The following is a 10550-nucleotide window of genomic DNA, read 5'->3' on the forward strand; positions in this document are numbered from 1 at the left end:
CCGCCACCAGGGCGAATACAGAAGCGTTGACGGACGAATGCACTGCGAATATACTTTTATATAAATATTTTTCAGGAGAGGCAACGACTCATGTCAGATAGCGATCACGCCCATCCCGCCGCCAGTGCGCCAACGCCCAATCTCTGGAGCCGCGACGGATTCACCGGATCGAACGCGATTGCGCTGCGCAACGACTATACACCCACGTATCGCTCGGTCCGTGGCCCGCACGCTCCCCACCGTTTCAACCTTCTCGCCATCGAAACGCAGGACCAGTCCGATGCCGAAGCGTTGCCCACCCCCGTGCTGGTGGCGCGCAACGGCCTTGAACTCGCGGTTTCGCACCGGCGCCAGCCGATGCCTTACGCGCTGCGCAATACCGAAGGCGACGAACTGCATCTGGTACAGTCGGGATCGGCGCGTTTCGTCACCGATTTCGGCACGCTCGAAGCCGGGCCGCTCGATTTCGTGCATATCCCCCGCTCGATCACCTACCGTATCGACCCGCTATCGCAGGACTATGCCGCGCTCATCCTGACCAGCCCCGATCCGCTGCGCTTCGATACGCCCGCGCCATTCGGCATGATCAATTTCGGCAAAGCGGTGCGCAAGCCGTCGATCGACCCGCAAGGCGCGCCGGGAACGACGCGGCTGTGCTTGCGCACGTTCGATGGCGTGACCGAATTCGACATGGTTCATGACCCGATCCGCGCGCTGGCACAGGTCGGTGGCCCGCCCCCGGTCTGGGCGCTGAACCTGCGGGACATCGTGCCGGTTTCCTATGGCGAACGTGGCGGTCCCCCGGCGCAGTTCCTGTCAACCGTGGATACCGGCGTGATGGCCTTCACGCTCAGCGCACGGCCCGGCCCGCGTCCGCCGGTCCACGTCAACGCGGACTATGACGAGATCATCCTGTTTGCGGAAGGCCCCGGCGCGTGGGGCGGGATCAGCGAACCCGGCACCGTGACCTGGGTGCCCAAGGGCGTCACGCACCATGGGCCTGTGGAGGATGTACCGGCGGGCTATCAGGCCTGGCTGCTCGAAGTGCGGCAGACCATGCGGCTGACCGACGCCGCGCGGCAGCACGCGCGCCTGATCGAAACCAGCGAATACGGTTATCAGGACTGACAAAGGCGGGCCGCGCGGGTTGGGAAAAGAGGCATAGGCCTCGCCCCTCCGCGCCGGTGAAGACCACAACCAGCCGCCGGAGAGGAAATACCATGCTGAAACTCGCCATTCTGGTGCGGCGCAATCCCGCGCTTACCCGGCAACAATTCCGCGAATACCTTTCGACGCACCATGCCGCGCTGGTCCGGGCCTGCCCCGCCAGCAGCGTCTACGTGCGCCGATACGTGCAAAGCTTCGTGCAGCCGGACGAGCACCAGTCGCATGATGGCAGCGCGGTGCGCTACGACGCGCTTGTCGAGCTGTGGTTCGACGATCTGCAGCAGATGCAGACGTTCTATACCGACCCGGACTACGTCGCCAACGTCAAGCCCGACGAGCCGAACTTCGCCGATATCGCGAACTGCAGTTTCATGATCACCGAGGAAAACCGCGTCCTCTGAGCCATGGCGCCGGCGGCGGGATAGCACCTTCCGAGACATCGAACGGAGGGCCATGCCGACATCTAACATAAATCTATTAATATCAACTATTTGTATTCCTACTCGGCAGAAAACCAACGCTGCATATTACCACTATATAAAAGTTATTGCGCGACTCATAATACCTTTATATAAATGCAATTGTCGGAGGGCGGGAATGGCGATGTCACGCCGCCTGCGCGCCGCGAAACCGCCTACCGGAGAGAACAAGCCAGTCCGGGGCGGAAACCATGGATGGGAGGATCGAGATGGCTTCTCGCACAATTTCTGCATTCGTTGTCAGCGCAATGGCCCTGACGATTCACGGCACCGCCTCCGCTCAGGCCCAGACCGCACCACAGGCGAACGCGGCAGAAGCGGAGGACGGTGCCTCCGCTGGTATCGGCGAAATCGTCGTCACCGCTCAAAAACGATCGGAAAGCGCCCAGAAGACGGCCGCCGCTGTCACCGCGGTAACGGGCGAGCAGCTCGTCAGTACCGGCGTTGCCGATCTGCGCGCCGTGCAGACACTGGTGCCGGGCGCACGCTTCCAGCAGGAAGGCAACTCCACGCAGGTATTCCTGCGCGGTGTCGGCTCCAACGCCGATTTCGCCAACATCGAACAAGGCGTGTCGTTCAACTTCAACGGGCTCTACATCCCGCGCGAAGCCACCAGCGTCCCGCTCTATGATATTGCCCAGCTCGAAGCGCTGCCCGGGCCGCAAGGCACGCTGTATGGCCGCAGCGCGATCGGTGGCACCGTCAACGTCTCGTTCCAGCGCCCGACGCAGGACAACGAAACCAAGCTGATCCTCGAAGGCGGCAACTATTCCCTAGCCCATGCCACCGCGATCCAGAACCTCGCGCTGTCGTCGGACCTCGCGATCCGCGCGGCGGTGGACTACACCTACCGCAACGGCGTGATGAAATCCGGCGCGGATTCCAAGAACGATTTCGGCGCGCGTCTCAGCCTGCTCTACAAGCCCGGCTCGAACCTCAGCGTCTACCTGTGGGGCTACACCGTCCAGAAGAACGGGCACACGCCCAATCTGGTCAACAAAGGCTTCGATCCGGCCACGGGCGGCTACAGCGAGAACACGTTCCTGACGTCGAACCCCTGGAACGACAAGCGCGAAGGCAGCCTGGCCGCGCTTGCCCCGTTCGGCCAGCCAGTCGCGCCCGACCAAACGTTCCACAACTGGGCCGGCGGCGCGCAGGTCGATCTCGAACTCGGCAACAACCTGACGCTCAGCTACATCCCGGGCTACCTCTATCTCAAGTCCGACATCCGCAACTACTGGCTGGGCGCGCTGCCCGCACGCCAGTCGGCCGAATACCGGGAAGTCACGCAGGAACTGCGCCTGTCCGGCTCGTCCTCGAACCTGAAATGGCTGGCGGGCCTCTATGCCTACCGCACCGTCAATTCGGGATCGGCCGTCTTCCTCTATGGCTTCCCCAGCGCGTTCTTCATCAGCAATGTGCAGCGCAACCGGCTGCAGGGCGCGGCGGTGTTCGGGCAGGCCACGTACAGCTTCAGTGATGCGCTGCGCCTGACGGTCGGTGGCCGCTATGGCGTGGATGATCGCCAGGGCAACGGCATCACCCCGCTGGACCAGGTTTCCACGTACCGCTTCTCGAAGAAGTACCACCGGTTCGATTACAAGATCGGCGTGGAATACGATGTGGCGCCGCATGCCATGGCCTATGTCACGTACCAGACGGGGTATCAGCCGGGCACCTACAACGAGTTCCAGTCCACCCCGCTCAACAATGCCGAGGTGCGGCCTGCCACGCTGAAGGCGATCACCGCCGGCATCAAGACGCGGCTGCTGGACAACACACTGCAGATCAACGACGAATTCTTCTACTACGATTACCGCAACCTCCAGTTGCAGGCGATCAACGTCAACGCGATCCTGAATCCCATCTTCAATGCGGCGAAGGTGACGATCCCCGGCAACCAGCTTGATATTCTCTATCAGCCGGACAGCGACAACCGCATCAACCTGTCGGTCAGCTACGTCCACGCCCGCAACAAGAACTTCGTGACGCCGCTGGGAACGAGCTACAACGGTCTCAACCCGCCCTATGCGGCCGACTGGACCATCAGCGGCGGCGTGAGCCACGATTTCCACCTGAAGTCCGGCTATATCCGCGCGCAGGCCGACGCCCGGTATGAAAGCCAGTGGTGGGCGGACTATGCGCACAGCCTCGGCGTTCGCCAGCGGCCTTATGCCAAGGCCAACGCCACCCTGACCTACTATGCCGAGAACGACCGCTGGAGCGCGGGCCTGTGGATCAAGAACATCAGCAACATTGCGGTGATCGCCGCATCGGCGGCAGCCGGCATTCCCGGCCCCGGCACCGCCTATCTTGAGGAACCGCGCACGTTCGGCGCGCGCGTTACCGCAAACTTCTGAGACACGAGCAACACGTTTGAGGGGGTGCCGCCCGGGTTCGCGCCCGGGCGGCTATCTTCGTGCGGGAGAACGGATCATGCTCACACAATCGCCCCGTTACGATTTCACACCGATCACGCAGCGCAAGCCCATTCCCTTTCCGGACGGCAAGCGCCTGGCCGTGCTGCTTTACGTGAACCTGGAACACGTCCCGTTCCTGACCACGGCGCCCGGCCACGCGATCTATCCCGGCACCACGCATCTCGTTCCCGACATCCTGAACCATGGCTGGCGCGACTATGGGCATCGCGTCGGAATCTGGCGCCTGATGGCGGCGATGGACCGGCACGGCTTCCGCGCCACCGCCCATCTCAATACGGACGTGTGCCGCGAATATCCGCAGGTCATCGCCGCCGGAAACGCGCGGAATTGGGAATGGCTGGGCCTGGGCGACCACAACCAGGGCCTGATGATCGACATGACACCGGACCGGCAGCGCCGCTTCGTCCGATCGACGCTCGACACGATCGAGCAGGAGACCGGGCAGCGCCCCAGGGGCTGGATCAGCTGGTGCATGACCGAAAGCGTCGAGACGCCGGACATCCTGGCCGAAGAGGGTATCGAATACCTGTCAAACTACGCGCACGATGAATTGCCCGTGCCCCTGCGCGTCACGGGCGGATCGCTGCTGACCCTGCCCTACACCGTCGAGGTCAACGACGTGCCGACCATACTGGGCAAGGGCGAATCCGCCGCCGGTTTCGGCCAGATCATCCGGGATCAGTTCGATGTGCTGTACCACGAAGCGCAAACACTGCCGAAAGTGATGTCAATCTCGCTTCATCCCCCCGTGTCGGGGCATCCGTTCCGCATGAAACACATCGAGCAGGCGCTGGAATACATTGCCCGTCACGACGGTGTATGGCTGGCAACCGGCGGCGAAATCAATCGCTGGTACCGGGATGCCATGGAACGTGCCTGATCGGCGGATTTGCATCCGGCGCGTCAATGGAACATAGAAAGAACATTGACGTGATTCGGGATGATGGAGAGCGGGAGAAATGGTCGGTCTGACAACGGGCGATGACGGACGGCCACGGTGCGGCTGGTGTGCGGCCTCGGCGGAGTACATCGCCTATCATGATCGCGAATGGGGCTTCCCCGTGGAGGATGATCGGCGGTTGTTCGAAAAGCTCTCGCTCGAAGGTTTCCAGTCCGGCTTGAGCTGGCGCACCATCCTGATGAAGCGCGACAATTTCCGCGCGGCCTTCCACGGCTTCGATTTCGCGCGCGTCGCCTCTTTCGATGAAGGCGATGTCGAACGGCTGCTGCAGGATGCCGGCATCGTCCGCCACCGCGGCAAGATCGAGGCGGTGATCAACAACGCCCGCCGCGCGCTGGACCTGATCGACGAAAAGGGCTCGCTCGCCGCCTATGTCTGGAGCTTCGAACCACGGGGTGAAGCGGTCCCTCACCTCGCTTCCACCTCGCCCGCGTCGATCGCGATGTCGAAGGATCTCAAGAAGCGGGGCTGGAATTTCGTCGGCCCGACGACTGTCCACGCCTTCATGCAGGCGATGGGGCTGATCAACGACCATGCGCAGGAATGCGCGATCCATGCCGAAGCGGAACAGGCGCGGGCGCACTTCGTGCGCCCTGCCCCGTCCGCGCCGCAGCGCTGATCATTTCACGCCGGCAAAAGCCCCGCGCGCGCGATCCACGTCGCGCCAGCCGTGCAGATAGGCGATCACAGCGTCTCCCTGCTCCGCACTGATCGCGCCGCTGCCGTTGGCGATGGCCCCCGCCACGATCTGCGCGCGAAGATGCTCTTCCACGTCTTTTCCGTCGGGTAGCCGCTTGGCCGCAAGCGGCGCGTGCCGTTCCATGGCCACGCTCCAGGCGGCGCCATGGTCCACCGCGATCCGCGCCAGGCGGGCAATCTCCACCAGATAGCGCGATGCTGCGTCCTGCGCCGCCCTGCTCCAGCCGAACCGCGCGGTGCAACTGGCCAGCGCCAGCGTCATGTCGCGCGATGCGGCGGCGGAACCCTGGGCGGTCTTCACGCGGCCGGCGGGATCATCCGGCTGCTGCGCGAACAGCCCCGCGATATCCGCCCGCTGGCGCTCGTTCAGCCGGTCGTCGATGCAGCGCAACTGCTCGATCGGCGCGGCCTGTGCTGGCATCACCGACATCGGTGCCATCTGGCCGCCGACCAGAACGCAGCCAGCCGCGATCCACGAACGCATGGTCTTCATCCCCGCTCTCCCCACATCAGAACTTGCCCAGCAGGTTCACGAACACGCCCTTGCTTGTGTAGCTCTGGTTCGAAAGGTCACTGGAAAAGTCGGAAAAGCTGTAGCCCACGCCGACTTTCGCGTTGTTGCCGATATGGCGATAGACCGCCGCCAGACCGCCCCAGCGGTGATCGCCCGCACGGTCGGCGGACAGGTAGTGTCCTTCAACCAGCACGTCCCATTGCCGCACCAGCCGCCAGTCGATCCGCGCCACGCCCAGCCAGGTGTTGCTGGTGACATAGGTATCGCTGTCGCGCGTGAGCGAGACGCTGCCCTTGCGGAAGGCATACTTGCCGCCCAGCGTCAGCGTGCGCGTCAGATCGTAGTTCGCGTCGATCGCGAAGATCTGGCTCTTCTGCTTGGGGCTGCCGATCTGCCCGCCCTGCGTCACCTGCCCCACCGCCCCCATGTCCTTGAGGTAGGTATAGCGCGTCAGCAGGTTGAGCCGGTCGTTCGCCACCGGGCGATAGGCGAAGCCGACCGTGCCTTCGACATAGTCGGCGGCGTTGACATCGGCGGTGGTGTTGTCCGCGATGGCGAAGTTCAGCCGCGCCAGCGCGCGCCAGTCCGGGTTGAGCATGACCGAGGCATGGTTGCGGAACAGCCACACGTTCTGGCTGCGCCCCGCCCCCCGCTCGAACCGGCCTTCTACGTTGGTGCCGAACTGCACGCCCTTGCTGGTATAGGCCACGCCGAACGTGGCGGCGGTGCGGCGGAAGCGGCCCGTCGTCACATCGTCGATATGGCCGTTTTCGAACGAGCCGGAGAACGACCAGTGCTCCGTGGGTGTCCAGTCCAGCCCGAAGCTGCGCGTCAGGCTGGGCGCGGTGCCGCCGTGGCCCAGCTTGTTCTCGCCGTGGATCGACAGCGCGGAGGAAAACCGGTGCCGCGCCCCCAGCGTCAGCGTGCCGCGATTGGTGCGGGTGAAGCTGGTGGAAGGCTCCAGCCCCTGGTCGGCCCGGTCGGTGACCAGCGCATAGCCCAGATAGGTTTCCGATCCCCGGCCATAACGATGGTTTAGCGTGGCGCTCGCCCCCAGCCCGCCGTCGCCTTCGGAGACTTCGGCCGCCAGCGACTGCCGGTCGGAAAGCTCCAACTTTCCACCCAGCCCCGCGCGGTTGTTGCCGCGCCGGCCGGCATCGCGGTCCAGCGTCGCCTGCCCGAAGCCATAGACCGACCACTTGCCGTGCTCCGGCTTGTAGCCCAGTTGCAGCGCGGCGTCGGTCCGCTTGCCGCTTTCGGTGCTGTTGTAGGCCAGCCCGACCGCGTCCTGGCTGTAGCGCAGCCCGCCGGCCAGCGTGAAACCGCCGCCCAGCCGCTGCGTCACGTCCGCCGAACCGACCGTGCGGGTGCCAGCCGCATCGGTGCGCAGATGCTGGACCTTGGCCGCCAGCGCGGTGCGGCTGCCGATCGGCAGCGCCAGTTGCGCGCCCCAGCGTTCGGTGGCGCTGGCCGTCAGCTGCGCGTTGGCGCCGAAGCCCGCGTCGAGATGCTCGAACCACGCGGAGAACTTGCCCTTATCAATTCCGGTTCCGCCAACGTCCGCCGGCTTGCCGCCCGCCAGTTCCGCGAAGTTCACCGCCACTTCCGCGCGATAGGCCATGGCCTTCACGTTGGCGCTGCCGGTCGCGCCATAGCTGGCGAAGGTGAGGCCGCCGTCGACCGAGTTCGATTGGCCAAAGCCCGGCCCTTCGGTCTGCGCAACTTCCGCCTTCACATAAGTGCCCGGATGCAACCGCACGGTGGCATCGGTGCCCAGCAGCGTCTGGTCCGCGGTGCCGGTGGTCTCGCGCTGGCCGGTCACGCCCAGGCGCACCGTATTGCCGATCCACGCGGCGGCGCGGCCGCCCACGGTGTAGCCCCCCACATCGCCCACCGCCGGTGTGTATTCGTAGTTCGCGACCAGCACCGGCACGCCCGCCGAAGCCGTGCCATCGCGCACTGTCGCACCATCGGCGGCATAGGACGAAAGCGGCTGGAGCAGCGTAAGCCGCCCCTGGAAGTAATCGATGCTGTAGTCTTCCTGCGCCTGCAGGCTGCGGCGCGAAAGCACCACGCCGGTGATCCGGTCGCGCACTTCCACCGCCAGCCGTTCCGATCCCACGGTCACGTCGCGGCGCTGGAGGTAATAGAGCGAACCGCCCGTGCCCCGGAATTCGTCGCGGCCCGGGATCGTGCCGGGATCGGAGGCGAAGGCGGTTACCTGCACCCGGCTTTCGCCGAAGCTGGTGGTCTTCACGCTCTGGTGGCTGACGATCGCGCCAAACGTGCCGCGATTGAGCTGCGCCAGTTCCGCCTGCCGGATATCGGCGACGTAGTTGCCGATCAGCAGGCTGGAGCGGTCCTTCTGCACTTTCAGGTAGAACCGCCCCTGCGTCGGCGCATCCTCGACCAGCGCGGAATCATCGCCATACGTCGTGTAGTATTCGTTCGAATTGAGCCGGCGCAGCAACTGGCGCGGGTCCTTGCGGTCGAGGTTGCTGAACAGGTCCTTGAGCAGCGTTTCGCCGGTGTCGAGCGAACTCGTCACCTTCCATCCGCTGGCGAACGTGCCCTTGGCGTAGAACGCCGCGCGGCCGGTCACATGCTCGCCCGCCGCGATCGGATCGCCGCTGACTTCCACCGCCGGGCCATGGCCCTTGGAGGAAACGAACGTCAGATCGCCCTGGCCGACGATGAACCAGTCGCTTTGCTTCACGCCGATGTCGCGCATCGCGGTGAACCGGGTCTGTTCGCCCTGCCCCACCGTTACCCACACCTGCCGCGCATCGCGCGCGACGATCTGCTGGCTGACGAACCGCCCGTCGGACTGGAGCGGGATCATCTGCCCGCCCACGCGCACCACTTCCGCGCCAGCGTCGGCATGGCCGGTAACCGTCACCGTCGCGGTCCGCCCGAACGGGATGTTGCGCACCGCCGCCTCGTCGCGCGATCCGAACAGCGGGCGCGGCGGCGGGTTGCCCTCGAACGGGGTATCCACCACGGTCAGTTCCTGCGGCGCGGTCTCGTCGAACAGGCCATCGCGGTCATAGACGCGATAGACATAGAACAGGTCGCCCCCGGCATCCTCGCCCGGCGTCCAGCGCGCCACGCCGTCGTGGTCGGCGGGCACCACCGCCAGCGGCGTGCCATCGGGAGAGGCATCGGCGCGGAAAATCCGCACCTCGCCGCGCGCCACCATCGCGGGATAGTTGGTGTAGCGGATGAACGTGGCGTCCTTCCCGCGCGCCACCGCCCGCTCGCTTTCGACCAGCCCCGCCGCCAGCACGGGATCGACTCGCGCGGCATCGGTCCGCACGCGGATGGCATAGGGGTTGTCGGCCGTCATCGGCGTAGTGGTCGCCGAATCTGTCCGCGGATCGGCCAGGGCGATGCTCAGGCCATCGCCGGTGCCCATCGCGGAGGCCGGCACGGTCTGCGCCGGATCGGGCGTGACGTGCCGGGTCGTGCTCTCGCCGCACGCGCCGGTCACGCTGACCGCCACCGCGCCGCAGCCGGCCGGGTGCAGTTGCACGGCGGCAAAGCGCCCGGCGGCATCGGCTGGCGCGATCTGGCCGGCGATGCGCACGAGTTGATCCGGCGCGGACGTCTGCCCCTCCACCGCCACCGCCTGCGCGCCGTCGAGCAGGAGCTGACGGATTGCTGCGCTATCGACCATGCCGAAGTCGGCCCGCGCCACCGGCTCGGCAGGGAGCAGGTGCACCGCCGACAAGACCGTGAGCGGCTGCGGCGCGGTCTCGTCGAAGCGGCCTTCCCGGTCGTAGACGCGATAGACGTAGCGCATGGCATCGCCCGCGTACGTGCTGGGCGTCCAGCGGATCAGCCCGTTGCGATCGGCCTCCACCACTGCGTGCGGCGGCCCGGCGAGCGGCGCATCCGGCGCGAATACGCGCAGTTCCGCGCGATCGACGAACGCCGGATAGTTGCTGTAGCCCAGGAACAGCGCCGCATCGCCGCGCCGCACGGTGCTCTCCGAGCCGACCAGCCCGACCGACAGGACCGGCATGGGCGCGATCGGCACGAGGCTGGCCGAGAGCGCGGCAAGGCGTGTCTCCGCGCCCGGCAATGCCGCCCGGTCGGTCAGGTTGGCGCCTATCGCCAGTCTGGAAAGCCGAGCGAAATCGCCTTGCGACGCCACGGAGCCGGGTTGCGGCGCGGCAAAGGCCGGCGTGGCGATCCCAAGCCCGGCCAGCGCGGAAACGCTGGCAAGCAGGGTGGCATGGCGCACCTTGGACGCGGGCTGCGGGGCCAGGATGGTCTTGCGGTTCATT

At 65.7% G+C, this 10550-nt stretch carries 7 protein-coding genes; 5 read left to right on the plus strand and 2 right to left on the minus strand.

The genetic code is table 11. From position 1 onward, the window contains the following. The first annotated feature begins 90 nt into the window (after positions 1-90). From F1640_RS04635 to F1640_RS04655, 5 genes are all read left to right on the plus strand, one after another. On the plus strand, positions 91-1128 hold the full coding sequence (locus F1640_RS04635) for a homogentisate 1,2-dioxygenase (RefSeq protein ID WP_194917972.1): 1038 nt from the start codon (positions 91-93) through the stop codon (positions 1126-1128). 92 nt (positions 1129-1220) lie between these two features. After that, entirely contained in the window at positions 1221-1568 is a 348-nt protein-coding gene (locus F1640_RS04640) for an EthD domain-containing protein (RefSeq protein WP_124810752.1), read from the plus strand. A 287-nt stretch (positions 1569-1855) separates the two neighbouring features. After that, on the plus strand, positions 1856-4006 hold the full coding sequence (locus F1640_RS04645) for a TonB-dependent receptor (RefSeq protein ID WP_194917974.1): 2151 nt from the start codon (positions 1856-1858) through the stop codon (positions 4004-4006). 76 nt (positions 4007-4082) lie between these two features. Next, positions 4083-4967 carry a polysaccharide deacetylase family protein gene (locus tag F1640_RS04650; RefSeq protein ID WP_194917976.1) on the plus strand — a complete coding sequence of 295 codons (885 nt, stop codon included), beginning with the start codon at positions 4083-4085 and terminating at the stop codon, positions 4965-4967. A 79-nt stretch (positions 4968-5046) separates the two neighbouring features. Further along, positions 5047-5667 (plus strand): DNA-3-methyladenine glycosylase I, encoded by a 621-nt coding sequence (locus tag F1640_RS04655; RefSeq protein ID WP_194917978.1) that lies wholly within the window; start codon positions 5047-5049, stop codon positions 5665-5667. Here F1640_RS04655 and F1640_RS04660 read toward each other — a convergent pair whose 3' ends face one another. Continuing rightward, positions 5668-6240, minus strand: a complete 573-nt coding sequence (locus F1640_RS04660) for a hypothetical protein (RefSeq protein ID WP_194917979.1) — start codon at positions 6238-6240, stop codon at positions 5668-5670. 16 nt (positions 6241-6256) lie between these two features. Continuing rightward, on the minus strand, positions 6257-10549 hold the full coding sequence (locus tag F1640_RS04665) for a hypothetical protein (RefSeq protein ID WP_194917981.1): 4293 nt from the start codon (positions 10547-10549) through the stop codon (positions 6257-6259). Position 10550 lies beyond the last annotated feature (1 nt).

Source organism: Novosphingobium sp. NBM11, assembly GCF_015390225.1.
In the GTDB taxonomy this organism is placed as follows: domain Bacteria; phylum Pseudomonadota; class Alphaproteobacteria; order Sphingomonadales; family Sphingomonadaceae; genus Novosphingobium.